Origin of the sequence: Aquamicrobium soli, assembly GCF_042646345.1 — a bacterium.
GTDB lineage: Bacteria > Pseudomonadota > Alphaproteobacteria > Rhizobiales > Rhizobiaceae > Mesorhizobium > Mesorhizobium soli_A.
Window position 1 is genome coordinate 1 of the sequence record NZ_JBHRTK010000034.1, and the last position, 25,132, is coordinate 25,132.

A 25,132-nucleotide genomic window follows, 5' to 3' on the forward strand; every position below is an offset into this window, starting at 1 on the left:
AGACCGGATTCTTTCGCGGAACCCTCAAATTTATACCTGAGTCAATTCGTCCACACCGCCTAGTGAGACGGGATGTGGCCGCAACTGGGGTGGCGGGTGGTACGTCCTAGAGACGGTTTCCGGACGCGAGAGGTCACGTTTCAGAAACTACACCGGGACTGATGGAGCGGGGCGAGCGCTGGTGAATGACGAGGTGGCGGGGATTATCGACGATGCTCCCCTCTCGAATAGTACGTGCATACGCATCCCGAGTAGCCGTTCTCCTCGTAAAGGAAAACTGCAACGTTCTACTCACGAGACGTCGGACGTGCGTGATTACGAGTATTTTCGCGGCAGCGATGGATGGGACGGGGATTCGAAGAAGATGAACGGCGGCGGTCCCCATCTGGGCGATTTTCAGCGACGCCAAGCCAGTTTAAGCATCTTGGCTCGCATCACTACAGAACGAGGGAAAGCGACTTATCCTGATGGAAACTGACGACTCACTAAGGCGCCTCGACATTGAACGGCGCGCGTTTCGATATTCTGTTTGCCGGTGCCACGGGCTGCGTCTTGGCTCCACGGCCGTCTGCGAATCCGCAGCGAAAAGTCGCTGATCGAAGCTGGCGACGACATGCCTTCCCGCGCCGGCAAAGGCTCAGAAGGTCGGTGGCGTGTTGACCCACAGGATGCGGGCTTCGGTGTTGCCTATGTTGCGATAGCTATGGGCCAGCGAGGAATCGAAATAGAAGCTGTCGCCCTCGCCGATCTGTATGGCATGGTTGTCCACGGTGATCTCGACCAGTCCCGCGAGGGCGAAGCCGAACTCCTGGCCGTCATGGCTGATTGGCTCGAGGCTGCCGCCGCCGGGCGCGATGACATGGATGTTGATCTGCAGCAGCTGGCCCGGCGATCCGGGCACGAGCCGTTCCAGGGTGACCTGATTTCCGGCGCGGCGATGGCCCGTCACCAGCTTGGGCCGGCTTCCGGCCCGCACCACGGTTATCGGCAGGCCGTCGTCCGACGAGGTGGCGAAGAGTTCGCTCATGTTCATGCCGAGCGCCCCGACCAGCCGGTGCAGCGTGGCCATGGAAGCCTGCGAGCGGTTGTTCTCGAGCTTCGACAGATAGCCTTCCGTGACCCCGATCCTCTCGCCGACTTCGCAAAGGCTGAGGCCGAGCATCAGCCGGGCGTGTCGCAGTTTCGCCCCGATCCTCAGCGGCTCGTCGCTGACCCATTCATGTGTCACGGCTCTCGTCTCCCCATCTGCCCTTCGTCCCTGCATGTACAAGAACAGCTTGCGCGAGGATCTCGCAAGCGCTCGCGACATGTTCGGGTTCCGACCACTCCAAAGGGTTGTGGCTGATGCCGTCGCGCGACTGCGCGAAAAGCATGGCCGCCGGCACCTTCGTGGCCAGGCTGCTCGCATCATGCATCGCCCCGCTCGGCAGCGAAACGGGATCGAGCCCGAAGGCGCGGGCGCTGGCGAGCAGGTGCCGCCGGCACGTCTCGTCGAACGTGACCGGTTCCACGCGCATGGTCTGGCGGGCGTTCACCCGGACCCGTTCCTGCGTTTCCACCTCGGGGATCGTTTCGGCCATGACCTTCTCGAACGCGTCGAGCACGGCCGTGGAGCCGTGGCGCAGGTCGATATGCAGGGTGGTCAGGCCCGGCACGGTATTCTGCGAATTCGGGCTGACCTCGATGCGCCCGACCGTGAAGCGGATATGCTTGTCCAGTGAAATGGCGCGCTCGCGCAGCCGGGACGCAAGCGCTGCCGCCGCCATGAAGCTGTCGCTCCTGTTGTCCATGGGCGTCGTGCCGACATGGGCGTCGTGCCCGCGAAGCTCGACCTCGAGCCAGCGGACGCCCTGGATGCCTTCGACGATGCCGACGGGAGCCTTTGCCGCCTCGAGCACGGGGCCTTGCTCGATGTGCAGTTCGTAATAGGCGAGGACCTCGAAATCCGTCATCGGGTGCCCGGCATAGCCGATCCGGCTCAGTTCGGAAAAATAGTCAGCGCCCCCCTCGCCTTCGACGGTCGCCTCGTCGAGCAGCCCGACAAAGCCTTTCGACCCGGTCAGTCCGGGCTTGAAGCGCACGCCTTCCTCGTTCGTCCAATTGACGACGGCGACCGGGTGTTCCGTCTCGACGCCGGCGTCGTTCAGCGCGCGCAGGATTTCCAGTCCGGCCAGGACGCCCAGCACGCCGTCGAAGCGGCCGCCATGGGGCTGCGTGTCGAGATGGCTGCCGACCAGGACCGCCGGTGCGCCGGCCTTCGAGCCTGGCCGGACGGCGAACATGTTGCCGTAACGGTCGACGCGCAGGGTGCAGCCGGCCTCGCGGCACCAGCGGGCGAAGAGGTCGCGCGCCTGCCGGTCTTCGTCCGTCAGCGAAAGGCGGCAGGATCCGTTTTCCGGGATGGCGCCGATGGTTGCCATCTCCATCAAGGTCGACCAAAGCCGGCTACCGCTCGTCAGGGGCTTGTTCATGTGCTTTGCGCGCTCGCGGGTTCATGAGGGAGGGGGAAGGGCCGGGCTCGCACGGCCGAGGCTTGCGAGATTGCTCTCGTTTCCAAGTATTCGTTCAAAGGGAAGCTTTGCCGCTTGTTGGCTGCAGTTGAGACTAACGCCCCGATTCCGCGAGGGCTGCGGACAGGATTCGATCGCTGGGGATATGTCGTGACCGGAGCCTCGTCCGGCCTCATTCCGACAAACATTCCGGCCTTTTTCCTTCATCGAGCGACAGGCGGCACGGACGAATGGATAGGAAGGAAATTCCTTTTAGTCAAGGTATATTCCTAGATGCCGAAATAGCGAGCCGCATAAATACCCCTTTATTATCAGCATGATATGAGAGTTCGCATCGACCGCCCGTCAAAACGATAACCGTGTATGTTCGTGAGGAAAGATACTTGACAACGGCTTTGGCTAAATTCATGGTCGGGCTTCCAGATGCGCGGGCGAAGGCAGGCGCATCGCCCGGGCAGGGAGCATGGTGACGCTGGCGAGGAGCGTTGGGCGTTGATTTGTCGAAGTGAGGAATAGCGTCGATCAGGATGGCCGTGCCGGGTGACCCGCCTTGTCGCCTCGTCGGTCTCTGTCGATACCAAAGAATATCTCTCGCCATTACTGACGATGATCGCGCGGAACATGCACTGCTCTAAAACTATCTGAAATTTACGAAGGGTAATTCTTCGTAACGGCGGCCTTGGAGGAGACAGGAATGCCAAGCTACAAGAATGAAGGTTCTCGACTCTTCAATGTCGAGCTTTCGCCGGAAAGCGCGACCGGTACATGGAAGACCTGGAATCTGCTCGCCTGGTGGATGTCCGGCTGGCACAGCCTGGGCGGCTATACGATGGCCATCGGCCTGTTTGCGCTCGGTCTCGCCGGCTGGCAGATGATCGTCGCCTTCGCGCTCGGCATCGTTGTGCTTTATTTCACCAACAACCTCAGCGGCGTCGCCGGGCAGCGGGCGAAGGTTCCCTTCCCGGTTTTTGCGCGCGCCAGTTTCGGCGTCAACGGCGCCAACATCCCGGCGATCCTGCGCGCCATCGTCGCCGTCGCCTGGTACGGCATCCAGACCTACCTGGCCTCGGCCGCGGTCATGCTGCTCGTCATCAAGCTCATCCCGTCTTCGAGCGCCCTGACGCAGAATTCCGTCGTCGGCCTGTCGACGCTCGGCTGGATCTGCTTCCTGGTGCTGTCGTTCGCCCAGCTTCTCGTGCTTTCCCGCGGCATGGAGGCGGTCCGCCGGCTTTCCGACTTCGCCGGCCCCGCCATCTGGGTGGCCATGATCGCGCTGGCGATCTGGATCCTGTCGCGCGCCGGCTGGTCGATCGATTTCACCTACCGGACGGTGGAAGGAAACAGCGGCGTCATCGCCATGCTGTCGGCGATGTTCATCACCGTTTCCTACTTCGCCGGCCCGACGCTGAACTTCGCGGACTTCACCCGCAATGCGCCCAACGAGCAGATGGTGCGCCGCGGCAATGCGTGGGGCCTGCTGCTCAACGCGACCGCCTTCGGCGCGATCTCCATCGTCATCGCGCTGGCGTCGGTGAAGGTGTATGGCGAGGCCATCCACGACCCGATCGTGCTGCTCAAGGATATCGACAGCATCGCGATCCTGCTGGTGGCGATCATTGCCATCGGGACCGCGACCGCCGGCATCAACATCATCCTGAACTTCGTGGCGCCGGTCTACGACATCATCAATGTGTGGCCGCGCCACTTCACCTTCCGCAAGGCGGGCGTCCTGGTTGCCGCGCTGTCGATCGTGATCACCCCTTGGAACCTGTTCTCCAACCCGGTGATCGTGAACCACTTCATCGGCGGCGTCGGCGCCCTGATGGGGCCGCTCTACGGCATCATCATGACCGACTACTACCTGGTCAGGCGCGGCGCCATCGACACCAACGCGCTGTTCGACGACTCGACCTCGGGCAAGTACTATTACAGCGGCGGCTACAACATGAAGGCGGTTTCCGCGCTGATCGTGTCCGGCGTCCTCACCATCGGCCTGTCCGTCACGCCGTCGCTGGGCGTATTCGCACCCTTCGCCTGGCCGATCGGCGTCGCCGTCAGCGCGATCATCTACTGGCAGTTCAGCAAGGGCGACATCCGCTCCATCGAGGCTGCCGCCGCGCGCTGATGATCTTCCGGGCGGGACGGCCGTTGTCGTCCTGCCCGGCTTCGGGCCTGCTGGCCGAGAGTAACCGTTTCCCGGAGGAGGACTGGACATGTCGCGTATCGTTAAAGCCGCATCGGCGCAGATGGGGCCGATCCCCAAGTCGCAATCGCGCAAGCAAGCGGTGAGCCGGCTGGTGGCCATGATGCGCGAGGCCAAGGGCAGGGGCGCCGAACTGGTGGTCTTTCCCGAGCTTGCCTTCACCACCTTCTTCCCGCGCTGGATGATCGAGGACGAAGCCGAGCTCGAGAGCTATTACGAGACGGAGATGCCGGGCCCGGAAACGGCGCCGCTCTTCGAGGAGTCCAAGAAGCTCGGCGTCGGCTTCTATGTCAGCTACGCCGAACTGGTGAACGAGGGCGGCCGCCGCCGCCGCTTCAACACCTCCATCATCGTCGACCGCAATGGCGAGATCGTCGGAAAGTACCGCAAGGTGCACCTGCCCGGCCATTCCGAGCCGCAGCCGGGGCGCGTTCACCAGCATCTGGAGAAGCGCTATTTCGAGCCGGGCAATCTCGGCTTCGGTGTATGGCGGGCTTTCGGCGGCGTCATGGGCATGTGCATCTGCAACGACAGGCGCTGGCCGGAAACCTATCGGGTCATGGGCCTGCAGGGCGTCGAGATGATCATGCTCGGCTACAACACCCCCTTCGACCACACCGGCCACGCCGATATCGATGGGCTGACCAGCTTCCATAACCACCTGTCCATGCAGGCGGGCGCCTACCAGAATTCCACCTGGGTCATCGGCACGGCCAAATGCGGCAAGGAGGAAGGGTCGAGCATGGTCGGGCAGAGCGTCATCGTCGCGCCGTCCGGCGAGATCGTGGCCATGGCGGCGACGCTCGAGGACGAGGTCATCACCGCCAATTGCGACCTCGACATAGGCAAGCGCTATCGCCAGACGATCTTCGATTTCGCGCGGCATCGCGAGCCCGAGGCATACCGGCTGATCGTCGAGCGCAAGGGGGCGATCGCGCCGCCGGAGAATTGAGCGCACAGGGCGGGGTTCCACGGTAGTTCACAGCAGAGGTTGACAGCATGTCCAAGGTAATTAAAGGCGGCACCATCGTCGCGGCGGATCGCAGCTACGAAGCCGACATCCTCATCGAAGGCGACAAGATCGCCGCCATCGGAGCGGGCCTGACGGCCGAAACGGTGATCGATGCCGAAGGCGCGCTGATCATACCGGGCGGCATCGATCCGCACACCCATCTCGAAATGCCCTTCATGGGCACGACCACCGCCGAGACCTGGGAGAGCGGCACCTATGCCGCGCTTTCGGGCGGTACCACCCTGGTGGTGGATTTCGTCATTCCCGGCGAGGACGGCATGATGAAAGCGCTCGACCTGTGGGAGGAGCGCGCCGCCCGCCAGGCCTGCAGCGACTATTCCTTCCATATGTCCATCACCGGCTGGTCGAAGCAGATTTTCGAGGACATGGCCACGTCGGTCAGCCGCGGCGTCAACACGTTCAAGCACTTCATGGCCTATAAGGGCGCCCTGATGGTGAACGACGACGAGATGTACGCCTCGTTCCAGCGCTGCGCGGCGCTCGGGGCCTTGCCGCTCGTCCATGCCGAGAACGGCGACCTCGTCGCCGCGCTGCAGCAGAAGTTCATGTCGTCCGGCATTTCCGGCCCCGAGGCGCACGCCTATTCGCGCCCGCCCGAGGTGGAGGGCGAGGCGACCAACCGCGCCATCACCATCGCCGACGCCGCCGGCGTCCCGGTCTATATCGTGCATGTTTCCTGCGAGCAGGCGCATGAAGCGATCCGCCGCGCCCGCCAGAAGGGGATGCGCGTGTTCGGCGAGCCGCTGATCCAGCATCTCACGCTCGACGAAAGCGAGTATTTCAACCAGGAATGGGACCATGCCGCGCGGCGTGTCATGTCGCCGCCCTTCCGCGACAAGGCGCACCAGGACTCGCTCTGGGCCGGCCTCCAGTCCGGCTCGCTCCAGGTCGTGGCGACCGACCATTGTGCCTTCACCTCCGAGCAGAAGCGTTTCGGCCTCAAGGACTTCACCAAGATCCCGAACGGCACCGGCGGCCTGGAGGACCGGCTGTCGATGCTGTGGACGCGCGGCGTCGAGACCGGCAGGCTGACCCCCAACGAATTCGTGGCGGTGACGTCCACGAACATCGCCCGAATCCTCAACATCTATCCGCAAAAGGGGGCGATCCTGCCCGGCTCCGACGCCGATCTCGTGGTGTGGGACCCGAAGGCCTCCAAGACGATCAAGGCAGCGAACCAGAAGTCGATCATCGACTACAACGTCTTCGAGTGCCAGCAGGTCCACGGCCTGCCACGCTATACGCTGTCGCGCGGCGAGGTGGTGTGGGGCGCAGGCGCCAACGAACCCCGGCCAGGCCGCGGCAAGCACGTCAAGCGTCCGGCCTTCCCGGCCTTCGCCAAGGCGCTCACGGCATGGAAGGAACTCACCGCGCCGCGTGCCGTCAACCGTTCGCCGGAGCATATGCCGATCGGTGTGTGATCGGCGTCGCGGGATCGGACGGCTTCGCCCGGCCCCGCGCATCCGGTTGCCGCCATGGAGCGTCGGCTTTCGGGAAATCCCGGTCGGGCGACCGGGGACGACCTAGCCTTCCACGCCGTGCCCGCTATGACCCCTCAGCCATTCGATCGCTTCCGTGAAGCCGGCCGTATCCGGCCCCCGGTCTAGGTTCATGTCCTTTTCCACGTGATGCAGATGGTGGAGCATCTCTTTCTCGGCGGCCGCGCGGTCGCCTGCGGCGATGGCGCTCGCGATGCGGCTGTGCTCGTCGGGCAGGCAGGCTTCGTCGCCGCCGGCATAGAGAAGGATGGCAAGGCAGGTCAGGGCCTGGAGCTGGTTCATCAGGCGCACCAGGATGCGGTTGCCCGCCAGTTCCGCCAGGAGCAGGTGGAACTCGCCCGAAAGCCTGACCTGCAGCCCCCGGTTCCTGGAATTCCTGGCTTCGTCCTCCAGCGCCAGATGCCGGTTAAGGCGGGCGATGACCTCCTCCCGGGCGGGAGCGTTGGCAAGGATGCGCACGATGTCGGGTTCGACCATGCGGCGAACGGCGAGGATGTCGCGGGCTTCCTTCCTGCTGGGCGCCGCGATGGCCGAGCCGATATTGGGCGACTTCACGAGGATCCCGTCCTGGGCGAGGCGGGCCATCGCCTGGCGCACGACCGTGCGGCTGACGTCGAAGGTGGTCGCAAGCTGCTCTTCGGTTATCTTCTCGCCCGGTGGAAGTCGCTGCTCGAATATCGCCTGAAGTATGCGCCGGCGAATCTCGACCTCGGTCCTTCCGCGCGATTTTTCAAATCGAAGAGGGGGGCGTTCCACCGAGCTTGACCTCGAATTCTTTTCTTTCGTGTTCTTAGAAGGGCTTCCCGAAAAGAACTATCGAGAAATTACATCGTAGTCTTTCTTGCAGGACTTCGCTTGTTCCAGTCTTTCACAGCTTTCTGCAGGCATGCACTCGCGCACTCAAAGTTCGCACTGTTCCGAGCCCGGTCATCTGCGAATCCGTTTGCGACAAATATCGATGGAAGCCTCATTATGAGTTGACATAAAAATCAAACTAATGCAAAAATCCATTGTACACAATACAGGACACAATAAGCGCGGAAGCGTGAGGGAGGAGAGGCAGTTCGCGGTCTGGGCGAGCTAGCCGCTTGCAGGCGAACCGGGAAAACCGGCCCGTCTGAGATTGTGGAGGATGTACATAATGACTGGCTTGCGGATGAGCGCGACGCGTCGCGCCATGCTGATGGATGCTGCCTGCGTGGAAGTTGGGTCGCTGGATGGCGGCGGCTTCCGGATGGACGGTTCGCATCCTGTGTTCGATAGCCGCTGCGGGGCCGGAGTTTGACCTTGCCCGTAGCCCTCCAGGTAAATGCCATCAGCAAGAGCTACGGCGCGACCGCCGCGCTTCAGGACGTTTCGTTTCAACTGGAGCGGGGCCAGGTCTGCGGGCTGCTCGGTGAAAACGGGGCCGGCAAGTCGACGCTGGTGAAGTCGATCAGCGGCGTCATCCGGCCCGATAGCGGCCAGATCCTGCTGAACGGGGAACCCTACAGCCCGAAGTCTATCGTCGAGGGCAATCAGCGCGGCGTGTCGACGGCATTCCAGGAACTCAGCCTGGTGCCGACGCTGTCGGTCGCGCTCAACCTGTTCCTGCCCCACCCCGAACGCAACAAGCTGGGCCTGGTGCCGGCCCGCAAGCTCGAGCAGCAGGCTGCCGGAATACTTGAGGAGTACGGCGTTCGCGAGATCAGGCCGTCGGCGTTGATCGGCGACCTGCCGCTCGGCGTGCGCCAGCGCATCGAGATCGTGCGCGCGATGATGCGCAAGCCCTCGGTGCTGCTGCTGGACGAGCCGACGGCGGCGCTGTCCGATCGCGAATGGCTGTTCGGCCTCATCGACAAGGTCGTCGCGGAGGGGACATCGATCCTCTACATCAGCCACAAGCTGGACGAGATACGCCGGCTATGCAGCCGCTGCGTCATCCTGCGCAACGGGCACAAGGTCATGGACAGCGAGGTCAAGTCCATGACCGACGACCAGATTTTCACCAACATGGCCGGTCGCTCGGCGGTCGAAACCTTTACCAGCCGCGCGTCGGTGATCCGGGTCGACGCCAAGCCGCGGCTCGAGGTTCGCGGGATGAAGGGGCCGGGCCTGGAGAAGGTCAGCTTCAAGCTCGCGCCCGGCGAGTGCCTCGGCGTGGCGGGGCTGGAAGGGCATGGCCAGTCCAACCTGTTCAAGGCGCTTGTCGGCCTGTCGCCGGTCACCGAGGGAACGATCCTGGTGGACGGGACCGAGGTGTCGCTTCATTCGCCCCGGGAGGCGCTGAAGCACGGCGTGACGCTGGTGCCGGAGGAAAGAAAATCCGAGGGCATTTTCAGCGACCTCTCCACCATGGCCAACATCTCCATGCCGGTCGTCGACAGCGTGACGCGCTTCGGCCTGGTGGACCGCAATGCGGAGCGCCGCGCGGTGACGGCGGTGACACCTTCCGTCAACCTGTCGGACCGCTTCCTTTCCTACGGCATCGGCGCCTTGTCCGGCGGCAACCAGCAGAAGGCGATCCTGGCGCGGGCGCTGATCAGCGGCGCCAAATGCCTGCTGCTGTTCGATCCCACGCGCGGCGTCGATGTCGGCGCCAAGCAGAACATCTACGCCATGATGACGGCTTTCGTGCGCGACGGCGGTTCCGTGCTGTTCTGTTCGACGGAACTCGATGAGCTGGTTCACCTGTGCGACCGCTGCCTCGTCATGTACCGGAACGCCATCGCCGGCGACGTGCCGCGCGAGGAGCTTTCGCAGGACCGGCTGCTGTCCATCGCGTCTGGTTTCCGGCCGGGATCGGCCACGATGCCGGCCTCCAGGGTAGGGGATGTCCAATGATGGCCCAGCCTTCGCCATGGTACCGACGACTGGGCGGCGGCGCCTTGCCGGCGATCCTGCTCCTTGTACTGATGCTTGCCGTCTATGCGGTCTATGAGCCGTCCGCGCTGACGAGCTTCGGCATCGGCAACCTCCTCAACAACGCCATCGTGCTGGCGCTCGCCGCCACCGGCCTCACCATCGTGGTGCTGACGGGCGAGTTCGACCTTTCCGGCGCGGGCGTCGTCGCCATCTGCAACGTGCTTGCCGCGACCTTGAGCATGGGCAGCCTCGGCAGCATGGGAACCCTCGGTTTCGTGCTCCTGGTCGGATTGGCGGTCGGTCTCGTCAACGCCTATCTCATCGCGATCCTCGGCCTGCAGTCGCTGGCGGTCACCATCGGCTCGCTGATCGTGTGCCAGGGGATCGCGCTGATCATCCTGCCGGCGCCGGGCGGCGAAGTCGCCGAGGCGATCGACGGCGTCACGGGCGACATATTCGGCATTCCGTATGCCGGCATCATGATGGTGGCCATCGCGCTGGGCTGGACCTTCCTGAAGAACACGCGGTGGGGCATCTCCGTCTATGCCGTGGGCGCGGACCCCGTCGCCTCGCGCCTGTCCGGCCTCGACGTTCCCACCACCAAGTTCCTGGCGCTGGTCCTTGCCGGGCTCTGCTACGGCGCGGCCGGCTTCGTCTACAGCGCCGAGATCGGCTCTGGCGATCCGCGCATCAGCGACTCCTTCCTGCTCTACATGTTCGCGGCCGTCGCCATCGGCGGAACCTCCCTGATGGGAGGGCGCGGCGGCGTCCTGGGTACGCTCGTCGGCGTCGGCATCCTGACGGTGATGCAGAAGATGCTCTTCGCCATTGGCGTCGCCGAGTATTACACCAACATCTTCAACGGGTTGATCATGATCGCTGCGATCTTCTTCGGCCAGCTTTCGCCGCTCGTCGCCAGGATCGCGCACCGGAGGCCCGCCTGATGCAGGACAACAGGACCACCACCGCAAGTGCTGCGGCCGGGCCCGAGAAGGTCCGTGGCCGCCAGTGGCTGCGCCCCGACGCCAAGCCGGCCGCGCTCGTGCTTGCCGCCACCCTGGCGCTGATCGTCAGCATGAAGCTCGTCAACCCGGCGTTCGGGTCGATGACCCAGCTTGCCGCGATCCTGATCACCTCGATCTTCCTCGTGGTCGCTTCGTTCGGCCAGGGGCTCGTCATCCTCACCGGCGGCATCGACCTGTCGATCGGCGTCGTCATGGGTATCGGCGGCATGATCATCGCGGGCATGACGCGGGGCAGCGACGACATGCTTGTCTACGCGTTGCCGACGGCGCTGCTGTGCTGCACGGCGATCGGCGTCATCAACGGCATCGGCGTCGCCGTGGCCAAGCTGCCGCCCTTCATCATGACGCTGTCCTCGGGAACCACCTTCTTCGGCGTCGGCCTGGCGCTGACGGCAGGCAGTTCGCAGCAGCCGGTCGCGCCCGCCCTGCAACATTTCATGAGCGGAAGCTGGCTCGGCATTCCCCTGCCGGTCTGGTTCCTGGTCGTCTTCGCGGTGCTCGCCACCTTGCTGCAGAACGGCACGGCCGGAGGGCGCAAGCTCTACGCCATGGGCAGCAGCCCGGGCGCCGCGCGGGTCCTCGGCCTGCCGACCACGTTGCTGACGATCGTCGTCTACGGCGCCAGCGGGCTGTGCGCCGGCATGGCGGGCATCCTGCTTGCCGGCTACTCGTCGAGCGCGACCTTGGACATGGGCAACGCCTTGCTGATGCCGACCATCGCGGCCGTGGTGATCGGCGGCGCGCGGGTGACCGGCGGTGCCGGCATCTATCTCGGCACGCTCGCCGGCGCCCTGTTCCTGAGCACGCTTTCGACGGTGATCACGATCCTGAGCCTGTCGCAGGGCCTGCGGAGCGTCATCCAGGGCGGCATCATCATCGGAGCGCTGCTGCTCCAGAGCAATCGATCCGCGCCCAGGCGCTGACCGGATAACGACAATCAAAAACGGAGGAAGAGCAAATGGAAGGGACGAGAGGACGCAAGGGGATCGGCAAGGCGGCGGCAGCCGTGTTGGCTTCCGCCCTGTGCATGGCTACCCTGGGCCAGGCCCAGGCCAAGGACACCTACAAGGTGTTCCTGAACATGAGCTACAGCGGCAACTCCTGGCAGGCCGCGGCCGCCAACGGCATCAAGGCGCTGGCGGCGACGCCGCCCTACGACAAGATGGTCGAGTTCAAGACGGTGATCTCGGGCACGGACGTGCAGCGCCAGATTTCCGACCTGCAAAGCATGATCGCCGCCGGCGCCGACGCGATCCTTTTCTATCCGCTTTCCCCGACCGCCCTCAACCGCGTCGTCAAGCAGGCCTGCGAGAAGGGCATCGCCGTCTTCACCTATGACGTCACCGTCACGCAGGCATGCGCCCACAACGTCAGCTCCATCACCGCCCGCTACGGCGCCAACACCGCCCAGTGGATGGTTAACCAGATGGGCGGCAAGGGCGAGGTCGTGTTCAACCACGGCGTTGCCGGAACGACCGTGACCAACACCTATGACGAACAAGCCTACGGCGTCTTCAAGAAGTATCCCGGCATCAAGATCGTTGGCGACTTCTACGGCAACTGGAACGATGCGACCTCGCAGGAGGAAGTCGCGAAGATCCTTGCCGCGCACCCCAACATCGATGGGATCTGGAGCGTAGACGGCAGCTACGGTTCCCTGCAGGCCGTCATCAACGGCCGTCCGGATCGCCTCGTGACCATGGCCGGCCAGTCCAACAACGGCTACCGCCTGGCCATTGCCGACCCGGCGATGCAGGCCAAGGGCCTGAAGGGCGTCTCGTCCAGCTCCGGTCCCTCCGTCGGCGGCTATGCCTTCAAGCTGATGATGGAGGTGGTCACCGGCAAGACCAAGCTCGAGCAGCAGAACGTGGAGTTCCCGCTGCCCTGGGTCGAGCCGCAGGACGTGAAGGTCTGCCCCGGCGAGGACTTCGTCGACGGCTGCAACACCTTCCCGGCCGACAAGGTGTCGCCGCTGTTCCTCGACACCGCGCTCGACGGCAAGACGCTGCCTGAGCTGAGCATCGACGCCGTGCAGACGGGCAATCCGAAGCCCGGCGCCACGATCCAGCCGCTTCCGCCCGTCAAATATGCCGACACGCTGCCGGGCATCAACTGCAGCGACTGTACCGCGCCGGCCGACTGGCTGGAGCCCAATCTCGTAAAGCCGATCCCCGTGCCCAACTGAGGCATCGGAGAAGGCACACCGATCCTTCCGGGCACCGGATTGCGGCGAAGCCGGATCCGGTGCCCGGTTGCTGATAGACGGTCGATACGCATGCCGAGTCTGGATGCAGCGTCCGTTGTTTTGAATGTGTTCCAAACGTGAAAGTACGGAGAAACAGAGAATGAAAACAATAAACATCAAGGCGGGCGGATATGCCTTCCGGGCAAGGCTCGAAGAGGAGCTTGCGCCGAAGACCTGCGCGCTTTTCCTGTCTCTCCTGCCGTACAAGGAGCGCATCATCCACGTTCGCTGGAGCGGCGAGGGTTGCTGGATTCCCCTGGGCGAGACCGATTTCGGCGTGAGCTTCGAGAACGCCACATGCTATCCCGCGCCCGGCCAGTTCATCCTTTATCCGGGCGGGTTCAGCGAGACCGAAGTCCTGCTGGCCTATGGCGGCGTGAATTTCGCCAGCAAGATGGGACAGCTTGCCGGCAACCATTTCCTGACGGTCATCGAAGGCCAGGAAAACCTTGCCGAGCTCGGCAAGAAGGTTCTCTGGCACGGTGCGCAGGACATCGAGTTCTCCCTGTAGCCGATCGCGGAGCGGTCCCGCGCCACACGGCCGGCGGGGCCGCTCGTTCGTTTGTTTACCTACGTATTCCGGCGGCGGATCGCTGCGCGGCGTGCCGGAAACGCCTTAATGGGACTTCTTGAGATGCAGTTGGACACGATCATCAAAGGCGGCACCATCGTCACGGCGACGGATCGCTTCGAGGCCGATATCGGGATAGAGGGCGGCCGCATCGCCGTCCTTGCCAGGAACCTGGAAGACGCGCCGGAGATCATCGATGCCGCCGGCCTGCTGGTGATGCCGGGCGGCATCGACAGCCACGTCCATCTCGACCAGCCGGGCAGCCCCGGCATCGTCATGGCGGACAATTTCGAGACCGGCACGCGTTCGGCCGCCATTGGCGGAAACACCACCGTCCTTCCCTTCTGCCTGCAGGCCAAGGGGCAGACCCTGCGCGAGGCGATCACCGAATACGAGCGGAAAGCCGAGGGCAACTGCTATGTCGACGTGGCCTTCCACCTCATCATCAGCGATCCGACGCCGCAGGTGCTGGGCCAGGAACTGCCGGCGCTGATCGAGGAAGGATACACCTCGATCAAGATATTCATGACCTATGACGACCTGGTGCTGCGCGACCGCGAAATCCTCGAAGTGCTCGACGTCGCGCGCCGGCACGGGGCACTCGTCATGGTGCACGCCGAGGGTTACGACACGATCCGCTTCCTGACGGACCAGCTGGAGCGGGAGGGAAAGACGGCGCCGTTCTTCCATGGCCCCTCGCGCCCCGTGGCGGTGGAGCGCGAGGCGACGCACCGCGCCATCAGCCTGGCCGAGATCGTCGGCACCGACATCATGGTCGTCCACGTCTCCAACCGGCAGGCGATGGAGGAAATCCGCCGGGCGCAGCAGCGCGGGCTAGCCATCTATGGCGAGACGTGTCCCCAGTATCTGGTGCTCACCGAGAAGGACATGGACCGCACCGGCATGGAAGGCTCGAAATATGTCTGCAGCCCGCCGCCGCGCGACACCGACAGCCAGCTTGCCTGCTGGGAAGGCTTGCAGCAGGGCGTGTTCGAGGTCTTCTCGTCCGACCACTGCCCGTATCGCTACGAGGACGAAGCCGGCAAGACCAACACGAAGGGCAAGACGAGCTTCCGCTACGTACCCAACGGCATACCGGGGATCGCGACACGCATGCCGATCCTGTTCTCGGAAGGGGTGGGCAGGGGCCGCATCAGCCTGAACCGCTTCGTCGCCCTGACCTCGACCAATCATGCCAAGCGCTACGGGCTCTATCCCCGCAAGGGAACGATCGCGGTCGGAAGCGACGCGGACCTCGTGCTGTGGGACGACAAGAAGAAGGTCACCATTACGCACAAACTGTTGCAGGACGGCTGCGACTACACCCCTTATGAAGGCATCGAGGTGACCGGGTGGCCGGTCCGCACGATCATGAAGGGCCGCACCGTCATGGAGGACGGCGTCGTGCAGAAACGCAAAAGCGGCAAGCAACTGAAGAGGACGCTGCCGAGGACCAAGGTGTTCTGACCCCTCACCCTTACCCTCTCCCCGCAAGCGGGGAGAGGGGGCGTGGGTGTTGCAGACAGCCTCCTTCCCTCCGTTTACGGGGGTGAGCAGCCGGTTCGCGAAGCGAATTCATCGTGCCGATCGCACGATGAAAGGTCAGCGAACGCCGGGTCGCTGCGCAAGCAGCGGGCACCCGGCCGGCAAGGTCCCGGCAGGGGGATGAGCGGCAAATCCGACGGACCGGCCCCGCGCAGTCTTTTTCAGCCGCCGAGATATTCGATCTCCGCGCGCAGGCGCTGGCCTTCGTAGCCAGCGCCGAGCAGCACCGAGACCAGGATGCGCGCCTTGTGGCCGCTGAGGTCGCCGGCGAAGATCACGCCGCCTTCGGCGAGCGTCTTGCCGCCGCCATTGCCGTAGACCGGCTTCACGCGGCCGCGCTGGCACCGGCTGGTCATGACGACGGGAAGGCCTTGCCCGGCCAGTTCGGTCGCGGCCGCGCCCAGTGCAGGCGGGGCGTTGCCGCGGCCGAACCCCTCCAGCACGATCGCAGTGGCGCCGTTGCCGGCGCAAAAGCGCAGATAACGGCCGTCCATGCCGAGTGCGATCCGGATCAGTTCGACCTGCGGCACGACGTCTTTTGCCCGGTAGGTCCGGCGCAGGACCGGTCTGCGGTGGACGACGATCCGATCGCCGTCGACCTCGCCGAGCTTGCCATGCTCCTGCGAGATGAAAGCGTCTACCCGCGAGGCATGGGACTTGGTGACATCGCGCGCGGCGTGGAATTCCTGCTCGAAGCAGATCAGGGCGCCGAGGCCATGGGCTTCATCGGACGCGGCCAGCCTGATCGCATCCGTCAGGTTGCGGGGGCCGTCCGGGTCGGGCTCGTCGGCGGCGCGCTGTGCGCCGGTAAAGACGACGGGCTTGCCCGCCTCGACCACCAGGTCGGCCATGTAGGCGCTTTCCTCCATGGTGTCGGTGCCGTGCGTCACCACCACGCCGTCAAAACCTTCTTCCAGCTTGCGCTGGATGTGCTTCGCCAGCCTGAAGCACAGCGGCAGGTCGATGGCGTAGCTGCCTATGTTGCAGAACTCGTCCACGGTCAGTTCGATGCCTTCGAGCGGATCGTGCAACATCGAGCGCAGGTCCGGCCCGCTCAGGCTGGCGACCACATGTCCGCTCTTCGATTCCCGCCTGGACGCGATCGTCCCCCCGGTCGTTATCAGACAAATCCTGCGCATTCCGCTCATCTCCCGGCAGCTCTCGAGTTGAATATTTTGGTCAGGCCAAGAAATCCAATCATTTCATCTTAAATGCAATAATCAACGGGTTTTTGGTGTTAGGCGGCGTTGACGGTCAGGCCAATCTGCGCATTAATCGGCTCGGCCGCATGATGGTCTGTCCATAACGGTTCGCGCAAACTGGAATGAAACCGTGATGAAAAACGGTATGGCGATAGAGGAGACGCCGTCGGCCGCGCCACCCGCGATGGCGCGCGAGCGCGGCAGGAACGCCGGCGTGGCCCAGGCCACGGTGGCCGCGCTGCAAACGATGATCCGCGACGGCCGGCTCCGGCCGGGCGATATCCTTCCTCCGCAGCGCGACCTTGCGCGCGACCTGAATGTCAGCCGCGCGACCCTGCGCGAGGCGCTGTCCATCCTGGCCACCATCGGCCAGATCGTGGCGCGCGACAGCGGCAAGGGTTTCCTGTGCGCCGACCCTGCCGGCGCTTCCTCCACGCCGTCCTGGCGCTTTGCCGCGCGCTACTCGCTGAGCGAGGTCTATCAGTTCCGCTACATCGTCGAGAGCCATGCCGCGGCGCTGGCAGCGCTCAGCCATACCGACGGGGAAGTGGCCGAACTCGGGCAGGCCATCGCCGCCTTCCGCAAGGCGGCGCGCGCCAGCGACCTTGCCGCCTATGCGCAGGCCGATTTCGACTTCCACCACCTCATCATGCGGATATCGCGCAACAAGCTTCTGGTGGACATGCACCGGACCTTCTCGAGCATCCTCCTGGAAAGCCAGCGCCTGCCGACCGAAAGGCGGGGCAGCCTGATGATCGCGGTGCAGGAGCACGACCGCATCCTGGAGGCGATCGCCATGGGCGATCCCGACGGCGCCAACTACTACATGCGCAAGCACATCAACATGGCCGGCAGCCGGGCCGGCCTGCCGCCTTCCGAACTGCCCTAGGCGCGCCCCGGCCGTAAAGATCGAACAGGAAAGGAACAGATATGCCCAAGGAAATCTTCATGTCCTACGGAGTGGACGTTGACGCGGTCGCCGGCTGGCTTGGCTCCTATGGCGGCGAGGACAGCCCCTGCGACATTTCCCGCGGCGCCTTCGCCGGCAACGTCGGCAGCCGGCGCCTGCTGCGGATGTTCGAGAAATGGGGCATCAAGACCACCTGGTTCGTTCCCGGCCATTCCATCGAGAGTTTTTGGGACGAGATGAAGGAAGTGGCCGATGCCGGCCATGAGATCGGCATGCACGGCTACAGCCACGAGAACCCGATCGCCATGTCGCCGGAGCAGGAAGAAGCCATCTTCGACAAATGCGTCGACCTGATCACCAAGCTTTCCGGAAAGCCGCCGCGTGGCTATGTCGCCCCGTGGTGGGAATTCGGCTCCAAGACCAACGAGCTGCTGAAGCAGAAGGGCCTGCTCTACGACCACTCGCTGATGCACAACGACCACCATCCCTACTATGTCACGGTCGGCGACCAGTGGACCAAGATCGACTATTCCAAGCATCCGTCGACCTGGATGAAGCCCTATACGCGGGGCGAGGAGACCGACCTCATTGAAATCCCCGCCTCCTGGTACCTGGACGACCTGCCGCCGATGATGTTCATCAAGGCCTCGCCGAACAGCCACGGCTTCGTCAACCCGCGCGACATCGAGCAGATGTGGTGCGACCAGTTCGACTGGGTCTATGAGAACTACGACTATGCGGTGTTCCCGTTGACGATCCACCCCGACGTGTCGGGAAAGCCGCATGTGCTGAAGATGCACGAACGCGTGTTCAACCACATGAAGAAGTTCGACGGCGTGAAGTTCGTGCCCATGGAAGAGATCGCGGCCGATTTCGCCAAGCGCTACCCGCGTTCGGGCAGCGCTCGCCCGAAGTCCTGATTTTGCGCCAGCCGTGGCCAGCGATCGGCCGGCGGCTTCGGCCAGTCCGTCTAAAGGCTGGCCGACACGGTGCGCGTGCCGCATGGTAGATTTCTAGGAACAGGCCGATGTGTTCGCTCTGCGGTATCCTCGGTGTCAACGAGCATTGGGCCGACGCGGTCGCGCGTCCGGGCGTCTATACCCGCAATGCCGGAAGCATCGAGCGCCGCCGCGAGCGCGCGCGGCGCGTGCAACTGGCCAACGTCGTTCTCGCGCCCTTCAACATGCGGCTCGCCGACTGGCAGGGCACGTCCTTCGTCGTCTCCACCTTCACGGGCAAAAGCGAGATCATCGAGGATCTCGGGCACCTGTGGGCGGCGGCCGAACGCCTGTCCGGCCGCGCCTGCGATCCGCTCGACCCCGACCTGATCGGCCGGATGGAAGCGGCTGCCGATGGCTGAGGTTCCCGCGTTCACGCCCGTCAACCTGCTGACCGGCTTCCTCGGCTCCGGCAAGACGACCTTGCTGAAGCGCATGCTCGCGGCGCCGGCGCTCGCCGACGCCGCCGTGCTCATCAACGAATTCGGCGAGGTCGGGCTCGATCACCACCTCGTCGAACGCATCGACGAGACGATGGTGCTGCTGCCGTCCGGGTGCCTGTGCTGCGCCGTGCGCAGCGAACTGGCGGAGGCCGTCCGCGACCTGCATTCCAGGCGCGAGCGCGGGCTGGTGCCGCCCTTTCGCCGGGTGATCGTCGAGAGCACCGGGCTGGCCGATCCGTTTCCGGTGCTGTCCACCATCAAGGCCGACCCCCTGCTGCGGCACCACTTCGTGCCAGGCACGGTAATCACCACGGTGGATGCGATCAACGCCGGCGCCGAACTCGACGACTATGTCGAGTCCAACCGCCAGGTGGCGGTCGCCGACCATCTGGTCGTCACCAAGGTCGACCTGGCCGGCGAGGGCGGTGTCGCGCGCCTGACGCAGCGCCTGCGCAGGCTCAATCCGGACGCCGTGCTGAGCATCGCCGACGAGCGCCTCGACGTCGCCCAACTGGTCGCCGACAATTCGGCGACGCGGGCCGGAACGGCGTTGTCGCAGAGCGGCTTTTTCTGCGAGGAGCCGCCCGGCCTGCCCGAACGGAGCGCCGGCCGGCATTCCGCCGGCATATCGTCCTTCTCCATAACGGTCGACAAGCCGATCGACTGGACCGCGTTCGGCGTCTGGCTGACCATGCTGCTCAACCGGCATGGCGAGCGGGTGCTGAGGGTCAAGGGTATCCTCGGTATCGCCGGCGAAGCGCGCCCGGTCGCCATCCACAGCGTGCAGCGCTTGGTGCATATGCCCCAGCATCTCGAAAACTGGCCTTCCGAGGACCGCCGCTCCCACGTCGTCTTCATCGTCGATGGCCTCGACCCCGAACTGGTCAAGCGCTCCCTCCATGCCTTCGCCGTGGAGACGGGAGCGTCGAACTGAGGCAGCGCCGGCCGTCGGCGCTGCCGCGAAAATTCGGTTGCGTTGATCCCGTTTAGCCCAAATAGTTGTATCCGTTCTGGCCTCTTACGGATCGGGAGAGGGTCTATGCGTCGCCTGGGCTGGTTGCTCGCCATTCTCGTGATTGCCGCGTTGGGCGTATTGCTGTGGTTTGCGACGCGTCCGCCGCCGCTGGTCGTCCAGGGCGAGGTTGCCGCGAACCGCATCGATGTCAGCGCGCGAGCGGCGGGGAAGGTCGCCAGGTTGTCCGCCGATGTCGGCGACGATGTCGAGGCGGATGCCGTTCTGGTGGAACTCGAAAGCCCGGAACTGAAGGCGGCGCTCGCCGCCGCCGAGGCTTCCGTTGCCGTGGCACGCGCCGACCTGGCCAGGGTGGAAAGCACGCGGCCGGAAACCATCGCCGCGCAGAAGGCGGAGGTCGCGGCGGCCGAGGCGGACGTGCAGCTCTACCAGGAAGCCTACAACCGGCAGGCGCAGCTTGTGCGCAGTGGTTCCACGCCGCAGGCGCAGGTGGACCAGGCCGCGCGCAACCTGGAGGCGGCGCTGCGCAAGCGTGAAGCGTCGCAGGCCCAGCTGGCGCTGGCGCAGGCGGGCGCCAGCCCGCAGGAGCGGGCGCTGGCGGCGGCGCAGGTGAAGCAGGCGGAGGCCGCGCTCGGCCAGCGCCAGGCCGATATCGGCCAGCTCACGGTGCGCTCGCCTGTTGCCGCGCAGGTGACCACGCGGGTTGCCGAGATGGGCGAGAACTACGGCGCGGGCTCGCCGCTGTTCTCGCTGGTCGACATGACCAATCTCTGGTTCACCTTCAACCTGCGTGAAGACCTGCTCGGCGGCCTCAAGGTGGGCGACAGCTTAACCGTGAGCGTGCCGGCGCTGAAGCGCGACGACGTCAAGGTGCGCGTGACGATGATCAACGTTCAGGGCCAGTATGCCACCTGGCGGGCGACGCGGGCGACCGGCGGTTTCGACCTGCGGACCTTCGAGGTGCGGGCGACGCCCGAGGAAAAGCTCGACGGATTGCGGCCGGGCATGAGCGTCGTGGCGGAATGGCCCCGTCAGGGCAACTGACATGCGCCGGCGCGACGACATCAGTTTCGGCTTCGAACTGGTGTTCTGGCGCGAACTGCGCTGGCTGAAGCGGCGGCCGTTGCTCCTGGCCATGACGACGATCGTTCCCGCCGCCATCATGGCCTTGCTGATGATGGTGTTCGGCGCGGGGCTGGCGACGAAACTGCCGGTCGGCGTCCTCGATCTCGACGGTTCGGAGCTGTCGCGCCAGATCGTGCGCACGGTGGATGCCACGCCGGACGTGCGCGTGGCGCGCCACGTCGCCGACCTCGCGGAGGGCCGCCGCCTGATCGAGGCGGGCCGCGTCTACGGCCTGCTGATGCTGCCGAAGAACCTGGAGCGCGACGTTCTCGGCGCCCGGCGCCCGGAAGTGGTGTTCTTCTACAACAGCCAGATGCTGACCGCGGGCAACGTCGTGCTGAAGGGCGTGAACGCGGCGATCCCAACCGTCGCAAGCGGCATAACGCTTTCCGTCTTCACTGCACAGGGCATCCCGGCCGCGAGCGCGCAGTCGGCCTTGCAGCCCGTGCCGTTGCAGATAAGCCCGCTGTTCAATCCGACGCTGAGCTATGTCTTCTTCCTGCTGGCGGCGCTGCTGCCGGCCATCCTGCAGATCGTCGTGACCACGACGCTCGCCTATTCGGTCGGCCTTGACGTCGAAACGCCCTACCGGCTGCGCGTGCTGGGGCGGCTCGGCGGCGGGCTGTTTCCGGCGCTGGCGGGCAAGCTGCTGCCCTATACCGTGCTGTTCCTGCTGCTGCTCGGGCTCGCGGACGCGGTGTTGTTCGGCTGGTTCGGGATGCCGCTGCAGGGCAGCCGCTGGATGCTGGTGCTCGCGGCCGTCCTTTTCATCCTGACTTGCCAGTTCATCGGCGCGCTGCTGGCGCTCCTGTTGAAGAACACGGCAAGCGCCGTCAGCCTGGCGACCCTGTTGACGGCTTCGGCCTTCGGCTTCATGGGCATCGGCTTTCCGCGCTTCGGCATGAACGCCTTTTCGCAAGGCTGGGGCGCGCTGATGCCGGGCACGTGGTTCCTGACTGCGCGGATCGACCAGACGGTGCGCGGCGCGCCGCTCGACCTGTCGTTGAAGCCCGTCCTCATCCTTGCGATCTTCGCGCTGGTGTTGGGCGCCCTGACGGTGTTCTACCTCGACCTGATGCGCCGCCGCATCGCCCGGCAGGAGGGCGCCATGCGGGCGGCCGTCGCCGGGGAAGGCGCGGCATGAGCGGGCTTGCGGCAACTTTTCGCGACGAACTTCGGCGCATCTTCGCCAACTGGCCGGTTTTCTCGGTGCTGGTGGCGGCGGTGGCCTTCTATTCGGTGTTCTACCCGCAGCCCTATCTCAACGAAGCGCTGCGCGACGTGGCGGTGGTGGTGGTCGACCAGGACCAGACGGTGTCGAGCCGCGATCTTTCCCGCCGCATCGACGCGAGCCCGGATGTCGCCGTGGTCTCCGTCCTGCCGGACTATCCGGCAGCGCAGCGCCAGGTCTTCGCGCGCGATGCATCCGGCATCGTCGTCATCCCGCAAGGCTTCGAGCGGGATCTGCTGTCGGGCCGGCCTTCGCCGGTCGCGCTCTATGCCGATGCGAGCTATTTCCTCATCTATCAGAAGGTGGCGCTTGCCGTCAGCGGCGTGACCCGCACGCTCGGGGCCGAGGTGATGGCGAAGCGGCTGGTCGCGCAGGGCACCGATGTGGCGGTGGCGGCGGGGGTCGCCGACCCGATGCCGCTGACGGCCATCGCGCTGTTCAATCCGCAGGGCGGCTATGCCAGCTACCTGCTGCCCGCCGCCTTCATCCTCATCCTGCAGCAGACCCTGCTGATCGGCGTCGGGCTCGCCGGCACGCTTTTGCGCGACGGTCCCCCGCCGCCGGCGACGCCGTTGGCCAGGGTGCTCGGCAAGCTTCTCGCCTATCTGGCGCTGGAAGCCTTCGTCGTGCCTTTCTGCCTGGTCGCGGTGCCGTATCTCTACGGCATCCCCCGGATCGGCGGGCTTTTCCCGCTGCTCGCCTATGCGGTGCTTTTCGTGCTGGCGGTGGGTGCGCTCGGGCTGGTGGTGGCGGGCACCTTCCGCACCTCCTATGCGGTGCAACTCGCCATGGCCGCCATCGGCATGCCGCTGTTCTTCCTCTCCGGGTTCTCCTGGCCGGCCGAGGCGATGCCGACTCCGATCCTGTGGCTTGCGCGGCTGGTGCCCAGCACGTCGGCGATCGACGGGCTGGTGCAGATCGGCCAGATGGGCGCTTCGCTGGCGGATTTGCGCCAGCCGGCCTTCATCCTGTTCGCCCTGGCCGTGGGCTATGGCGGGATCGCCGTGGCGCTGGAATCACGGCGCGGGCAAGGAAGCTCGCTGCGCTGACGTCTCGTCGGCCGCCGTTATCCCCGTGAGAGCCGACTGGGTGTGCTCTTACGGAGGAGCGCCGAACCACGCCTGATAGGCGCCGAGCTCGATTATGTCGCCGTCCTGCTTACCGACAAAGCCGTGGCCGGGCACGGCCTGCCAGTCGCCCGCTCCAAGGCTGACCGTCTTTGCCGAATGGCCGAGGTTGAAGACGCAGAGCATCCGGCTGTTGCCCGCGCTGCGGGAGAAGGCGACGACATCTTCGGGCGCATCCAGGAATTCGATGTCGCCCTTGACGAGCACCGGGTTCCTGCGGCGGAAGGCGAGGAAGCGCCGGTAATGCTCCAGCAGCGACTCCGCCTTGCCTTGCTGCCGGTCGACCGCTTTCGGCAGATGCTCGGCAGGGACAGGCAGCCATGGCCGGGCCGTGGAAAAGCCGCCGGCCGGGGTGTCGCCGTTCCACACCATCGGGGTGCGGCAGCCGTCGCGGCCCTTGAATTCGGGCCAGAAGCGGATGCCGTAGGGGTCGCGCAGGTCCTCATAGGCGAGATCGGCTTCGCCAAGGCCCAGTTCCTCGCCCTGGTAGAGGCAGGCCGAACCGCGCAGCGACAGAAGCAGGGCTGAAATGACCTTCAGATAGGCCGCCGGATCCTGTTGGTCGGCCGCCCAGCGCGAAGCGTGGCGCATCACGTCGTGGTTGGAGAAAGCCCAGCACGCCCAGCCGTCGCTTGCCTCACGGCCGAAGCGCTCCAGCACGGCGCGCACGTTGTCGGCGCTGATCTTTTCGGGCGCGAGGAAGTCGAAGGCGTAACACATGTGGACGCGTTTTTCGCCGGCGGTGTAGGCGGCGACGATTTCCAGGCCGCGTTGCGAATCCCCGACCTCGCCGATGGCGGCCGCCGCCGGGTACTCGTCCAGAAGGGCGCGGAAGCGCTCGAGGAAAGCGAGGTTCTCCGGCCGGCTCTTGTCGTAGAGATGGTCCTGGTAGTTGTAGGGATTGACGGAGGGGGCGGTCTGGTCGTTGCGCTGCTCGGGCGGCAGTGCCGGGTTGTCCTCCAGCCCCTGCGAGTGGAAGTAGAAATTGATGGTGTCGAGGCGAAACCCGTCGACGCCGCGCTCCAGCCAGAAGCGGGTGATGGCAAGCAGCGCGTCCTGGACCTCGGGGTTGTGGAAGTTGAGGTCCGGCTGTTCGGCCAGGAAATTGTGCAGGTAATACTGCTCGCGCCTCGTGTCCCACTGCCACGCCGAACCGCCGAAAATCGCCAGCCAGTTGTTGGGCGGGGTGCCGTCGGGCTTCGCGTCGGCCCATACGTACCAGTCGGCCTTGGCGTTGTCGCGGCTGGAGCGGCTTTCGCGAAACCACGGATGCGCGTCCGCGGTGTGCGACAGGACCTCGTCGATCATCACCTTGAGGCCGAGCCGGTGCGCTTGCGCAATCAGCGCGTCGAAATCCTCGAGCGTGCCGAACAGCGGATCGACGTCGCAATAATCGGTGATGTCGTAGCCGAAGTCCTTCATCGGCGATTTGAAGAACGGCGAGATCCAGATGGCGTCGACGCCCAGTTCCGCGACGTAGGGCAGGCGGCGGATAATGCCCTTGAGGTCGCCCACGCCGTCGCCGTTGGTGTCCTGGAAGCTGCGCGGATAGATCTGGTAGATGACGGCGCCGCGCCACCAGTCGGGGTCCACGGTGGCGGCGGGTGCCTCGGCGGGATTGTCAGCTTGCATGGGTAAGCCTCGGTGG

Annotated in this window: 22 protein-coding genes; 17 read left to right on the forward strand and 5 right to left on the reverse strand. The window is 65.0% G+C overall.

Annotated features, from left to right (window positions below; translation table 11 throughout):
- The first annotated feature begins 181 nt into the window (after window positions 1-181).
- On the forward strand, window positions 182-478 hold the full coding sequence (locus ACFOHJ_RS23620; RefSeq protein ID WP_378225414.1) for a hypothetical protein: 297 nt from the start codon (window positions 182-184) through the stop codon (window positions 476-478).
- A 159-nt stretch (window positions 479-637) separates the two neighbouring features.
- Here the strand turns inward: ACFOHJ_RS23620 and ACFOHJ_RS23625 are convergent, their stop codons facing one another.
- Both ACFOHJ_RS23625 and ACFOHJ_RS23630 read right to left on the reverse strand, forming a co-directional pair.
- Window positions 638-1,228, reverse strand: coding sequence for a cupin domain-containing protein (locus ACFOHJ_RS23625; protein ID WP_378225416.1), 591 nt, complete (start codon window positions 1,226-1,228; stop codon window positions 638-640).
- Complete coding sequence (locus ACFOHJ_RS23630; RefSeq protein WP_378225418.1) at window positions 1,218-2,471, reverse strand: M20 family metallo-hydrolase; 1,254 nt, start codon at window positions 2,469-2,471, stop codon at window positions 1,218-1,220. The genes ACFOHJ_RS23625 and ACFOHJ_RS23630 overlap by 11 nt, the downstream gene beginning before the upstream one ends.
- Window positions 2,472-3,204: 733 nt before the next feature.
- On the opposite strand from ACFOHJ_RS23630, the gene ACFOHJ_RS23635 reads away from it, so the two are divergent.
- The 3 genes from ACFOHJ_RS23635 to hydA (ACFOHJ_RS23645) all read left to right on the forward strand — a co-directional run bounded on the left by ACFOHJ_RS23635 (window position 3,205) and on the right by hydA (ACFOHJ_RS23645) (window position 7,167).
- A complete protein-coding gene (locus ACFOHJ_RS23635; protein ID WP_378225419.1) occupies window positions 3,205-4,635 on the forward strand; it encodes an NCS1 family nucleobase:cation symporter-1 in 1,431 nt (476 codons plus the stop codon).
- Window positions 4,636-4,723: 88 nt separating this feature from the next.
- On the forward strand, window positions 4,724-5,665 hold the full coding sequence (locus ACFOHJ_RS23640; RefSeq protein WP_378225421.1) for an N-carbamoyl-D-amino-acid hydrolase: 942 nt from the start codon (window positions 4,724-4,726) through the stop codon (window positions 5,663-5,665).
- A 47-nt stretch (window positions 5,666-5,712) separates the two neighbouring features.
- Window positions 5,713-7,167 carry a dihydropyrimidinase gene (hydA, locus tag ACFOHJ_RS23645; protein ID WP_378225423.1) on the forward strand — a complete coding sequence of 485 codons (1,455 nt, stop codon included), beginning with the start codon at window positions 5,713-5,715 and terminating at the stop codon, window positions 7,165-7,167.
- 102 nt (window positions 7,168-7,269) lie between these two features.
- On the opposite strand, the gene ACFOHJ_RS23650 is transcribed toward hydA (ACFOHJ_RS23645), so the two are convergent.
- Complete coding sequence (locus ACFOHJ_RS23650; RefSeq protein WP_378225425.1) at window positions 7,270-8,001, reverse strand: GntR family transcriptional regulator; 732 nt, start codon at window positions 7,999-8,001, stop codon at window positions 7,270-7,272.
- Window positions 8,002-8,532: 531 nt separating this feature from the next.
- On the opposite strand from ACFOHJ_RS23650, the gene ACFOHJ_RS23655 reads away from it, so the two are divergent.
- The 6 genes from ACFOHJ_RS23655 to hydA (ACFOHJ_RS23680) all read left to right on the forward strand — a co-directional run bounded on the left by ACFOHJ_RS23655 (window position 8,533) and on the right by hydA (ACFOHJ_RS23680) (window position 15,397).
- Entirely contained in the window at window positions 8,533-10,068 is a 1,536-nt protein-coding gene (locus ACFOHJ_RS23655; protein WP_378225426.1) for a sugar ABC transporter ATP-binding protein, read from the forward strand.
- Window positions 10,065-11,033: an ABC transporter permease gene (locus ACFOHJ_RS23660; RefSeq protein ID WP_378225428.1), complete on the forward strand. Its 969-nt coding sequence runs from the start codon at window positions 10,065-10,067 to the stop codon at window positions 11,031-11,033. Before ACFOHJ_RS23655 ends, ACFOHJ_RS23660 begins: the two co-directional genes overlap by 4 nt.
- Window positions 11,033-12,037, forward strand: a complete 1,005-nt coding sequence (locus ACFOHJ_RS23665; protein WP_378225430.1) for an ABC transporter permease — start codon at window positions 11,033-11,035, stop codon at window positions 12,035-12,037. The genes ACFOHJ_RS23660 and ACFOHJ_RS23665 overlap by 1 nt, the downstream gene beginning before the upstream one ends.
- 35 nt (window positions 12,038-12,072) lie before the next feature.
- Window positions 12,073-13,299 carry a sugar ABC transporter substrate-binding protein gene (locus ACFOHJ_RS23670; protein WP_378225432.1) on the forward strand — a complete coding sequence of 409 codons (1,227 nt, stop codon included), beginning with the start codon at window positions 12,073-12,075 and terminating at the stop codon, window positions 13,297-13,299.
- 160 nt (window positions 13,300-13,459) lie between these two features.
- Window positions 13,460-13,870: a DUF3830 family protein gene (locus tag ACFOHJ_RS23675; RefSeq protein ID WP_378225434.1), complete on the forward strand. Its 411-nt coding sequence runs from the start codon at window positions 13,460-13,462 to the stop codon at window positions 13,868-13,870.
- Between the two features lie 123 nt (window positions 13,871-13,993).
- Window positions 13,994-15,397, forward strand: a complete 1,404-nt coding sequence (hydA, locus tag ACFOHJ_RS23680) for a dihydropyrimidinase (protein ID WP_378225631.1) — start codon at window positions 13,994-13,996, stop codon at window positions 15,395-15,397.
- Between the two features lie 239 nt (window positions 15,398-15,636).
- On the opposite strand, the gene ACFOHJ_RS23685 is transcribed toward hydA (ACFOHJ_RS23680), so the two are convergent.
- On the reverse strand, window positions 15,637-16,623 hold the full coding sequence (locus tag ACFOHJ_RS23685; protein ID WP_378225436.1) for an asparaginase: 987 nt from the start codon (window positions 16,621-16,623) through the stop codon (window positions 15,637-15,639).
- A gap of 187 nt (window positions 16,624-16,810) precedes the next feature.
- Here ACFOHJ_RS23685 and ACFOHJ_RS23690 point away from each other — a divergent pair, with 187 nt between their 5' ends.
- The 7 genes from ACFOHJ_RS23690 to ACFOHJ_RS23720 all read left to right on the forward strand — a co-directional run bounded on the left by ACFOHJ_RS23690 (window position 16,811) and on the right by ACFOHJ_RS23720 (window position 23,406).
- Window positions 16,811-17,566, forward strand: a complete 756-nt coding sequence (locus tag ACFOHJ_RS23690) for a FadR/GntR family transcriptional regulator (protein ID WP_378225438.1) — start codon at window positions 16,811-16,813, stop codon at window positions 17,564-17,566.
- 41 nt (window positions 17,567-17,607) lie between these two features.
- Window positions 17,608-18,507, forward strand: coding sequence for a polysaccharide deacetylase family protein (locus ACFOHJ_RS23695; RefSeq protein WP_378225439.1), 900 nt, complete (start codon window positions 17,608-17,610; stop codon window positions 18,505-18,507).
- 107 nt (window positions 18,508-18,614) lie between these two features.
- On the forward strand, window positions 18,615-18,947 hold the full coding sequence (locus ACFOHJ_RS23700) for a hypothetical protein (protein WP_378225441.1): 333 nt from the start codon (window positions 18,615-18,617) through the stop codon (window positions 18,945-18,947).
- Window positions 18,940-19,962, forward strand: a complete 1,023-nt coding sequence (locus ACFOHJ_RS23705; protein WP_378225443.1) for a CobW family GTP-binding protein — start codon at window positions 18,940-18,942, stop codon at window positions 19,960-19,962. The genes ACFOHJ_RS23700 and ACFOHJ_RS23705 overlap by 8 nt, the downstream gene beginning before the upstream one ends.
- 105 nt (window positions 19,963-20,067) lie before the next feature.
- Window positions 20,068-21,045, forward strand: coding sequence for an HlyD family secretion protein (locus ACFOHJ_RS23710; RefSeq protein WP_378225445.1), 978 nt, complete (start codon window positions 20,068-20,070; stop codon window positions 21,043-21,045).
- A 1-nt stretch (window position 21,046) separates the two neighbouring features.
- On the forward strand, window positions 21,047-22,270 hold the full coding sequence (locus tag ACFOHJ_RS23715) for an ABC transporter permease (RefSeq protein WP_378225447.1): 1,224 nt from the start codon (window positions 21,047-21,049) through the stop codon (window positions 22,268-22,270).
- A complete protein-coding gene (locus ACFOHJ_RS23720; RefSeq protein ID WP_378225449.1) occupies window positions 22,267-23,406 on the forward strand; it encodes an ABC transporter permease in 1,140 nt (379 codons plus the stop codon). Before ACFOHJ_RS23715 ends, ACFOHJ_RS23720 begins: the two co-directional genes overlap by 4 nt.
- Window positions 23,407-23,454: 48 nt before the next feature.
- Here ACFOHJ_RS23720 and bglA read toward each other — a convergent pair whose 3' ends face one another.
- Complete coding sequence (gene bglA, locus ACFOHJ_RS23725) at window positions 23,455-25,116, reverse strand: beta-galactosidase BglA (RefSeq protein ID WP_378225451.1); 1,662 nt, start codon at window positions 25,114-25,116, stop codon at window positions 23,455-23,457.
- Window positions 25,117-25,132 lie beyond the last annotated feature (16 nt).

Bases quoted from the DNA above. Each gene is read 5' to 3' on its own strand.
- ACFOHJ_RS23685 (WP_378225436.1), bottom strand. From the start codon at position 16,623: ATGAGCGGAATGCGCAGGATTTGTCTGATAACGACCGGGGGGACGATC.
- ACFOHJ_RS23710 (WP_378225445.1), top strand. From the start codon at position 20,068: ATGCGTCGCCTGGGCTGGTTGCTCGCCATTCTCGTGATTGCCGCGTTG.
- ACFOHJ_RS23705 (WP_378225443.1), top strand. From the start codon at position 18,940: ATGGCTGAGGTTCCCGCGTTCACGCCCGTCAACCTGCTGACCGGCTTC.
- ACFOHJ_RS23670 (WP_378225432.1), top strand. From the start codon at position 12,073: ATGGAAGGGACGAGAGGACGCAAGGGGATCGGCAAGGCGGCGGCAGCC.
- ACFOHJ_RS23715 (WP_378225447.1), top strand. From the start codon at position 21,047: ATGCGCCGGCGCGACGACATCAGTTTCGGCTTCGAACTGGTGTTCTGG.
- ACFOHJ_RS23690 (WP_378225438.1), top strand. From the start codon at position 16,811: ATGAAAAACGGTATGGCGATAGAGGAGACGCCGTCGGCCGCGCCACCC.
- ACFOHJ_RS23635 (WP_378225419.1), top strand. From the start codon at position 3,205: ATGCCAAGCTACAAGAATGAAGGTTCTCGACTCTTCAATGTCGAGCTT.
- hydA (WP_378225423.1), top strand. From the start codon at position 5,713: ATGTCCAAGGTAATTAAAGGCGGCACCATCGTCGCGGCGGATCGCAGC.
- ACFOHJ_RS23720 (WP_378225449.1), top strand. From the start codon at position 22,267: ATGAGCGGGCTTGCGGCAACTTTTCGCGACGAACTTCGGCGCATCTTC.
- ACFOHJ_RS23700 (WP_378225441.1), top strand. From the start codon at position 18,615: ATGTGTTCGCTCTGCGGTATCCTCGGTGTCAACGAGCATTGGGCCGAC.
- ACFOHJ_RS23665 (WP_378225430.1), top strand. From the start codon at position 11,033: ATGCAGGACAACAGGACCACCACCGCAAGTGCTGCGGCCGGGCCCGAG.
- ACFOHJ_RS23630 (WP_378225418.1), bottom strand. From the start codon at position 2,471: ATGAACAAGCCCCTGACGAGCGGTAGCCGGCTTTGGTCGACCTTGATG.
- hydA (WP_378225631.1), top strand. From the start codon at position 13,994: ATGCAGTTGGACACGATCATCAAAGGCGGCACCATCGTCACGGCGACG.
- ACFOHJ_RS23660 (WP_378225428.1), top strand. From the start codon at position 10,065: ATGATGGCCCAGCCTTCGCCATGGTACCGACGACTGGGCGGCGGCGCC.
- bglA (WP_378225451.1), bottom strand. From the start codon at position 25,116: ATGCAAGCTGACAATCCCGCCGAGGCACCCGCCGCCACCGTGGACCCC.
- ACFOHJ_RS23640 (WP_378225421.1), top strand. From the start codon at position 4,724: ATGTCGCGTATCGTTAAAGCCGCATCGGCGCAGATGGGGCCGATCCCC.
- ACFOHJ_RS23675 (WP_378225434.1), top strand. From the start codon at position 13,460: ATGAAAACAATAAACATCAAGGCGGGCGGATATGCCTTCCGGGCAAGG.
- ACFOHJ_RS23695 (WP_378225439.1), top strand. From the start codon at position 17,608: ATGCCCAAGGAAATCTTCATGTCCTACGGAGTGGACGTTGACGCGGTC.